The sequence below is a fragment of the Mesorhizobium sp. M7A.F.Ca.ET.027.02.1.1 genome, assembly GCF_004022985.1.
Classification (GTDB): Bacteria; Pseudomonadota; Alphaproteobacteria; order Rhizobiales; family Rhizobiaceae; genus Mesorhizobium.
Window position 1 is genome coordinate 1 of the sequence record NZ_RZOL01000996.1, and the last position, 381, is coordinate 381.

The following is a 381-nucleotide window of genomic DNA, read 5'->3' on the forward strand; positions in this document are numbered from 1 at the left end:
TCCCTGCATCCTGCCAGTCTTTATCATCAAGCAGCGCGCGGGCCCAGCCCTCTTCGCGAGTAAAGTCGACGTTAAACGACATACGCAACAAATTATCGGCGCAGGCGTCAATAACCAGCACCGATTCACCTAAAAGCTGTAATGACCACGCCAGCGCCGCGGTAACAGATGTGGTACCCACACCGCCACGGACACCCTGTAATCCGAGTATGGCCATCAATGGCTCCCTTATTGTTGATTGGCGAATTCAGCTAATAACGGCCAGCGTTTAATAGCCGCGGCCAACTGTTCCCGCTGGGAAATATCGGTGTAATCTATTTCAGGTAAAGAAAAGGCCTGCGTCAGCGCCAGAAAATCGTTTTGGAATGTGTAACCCAGGGT

2 protein-coding genes are annotated in these 381 nt (G+C 52.0%); both read right to left on the reverse strand.

The window, feature by feature from the left end:
- Positions 1-217 (reverse strand): cellulose synthase operon protein YhjQ/BcsQ (locus EN749_RS37420; RefSeq protein WP_281061977.1); only part of this gene is annotated, 217 nt, incomplete at its 3' end.
- A gap of 11 nt (positions 218-228) precedes the next feature.
- Positions 229-378 (reverse strand): cellulose biosynthesis protein BcsR, encoded by a 150-nt coding sequence (gene bcsR / locus EN749_RS39705; RefSeq protein ID WP_210214788.1) that lies wholly within the window; start codon positions 376-378, stop codon positions 229-231.
- Positions 379-381: the final 3 nt, after the last annotated feature.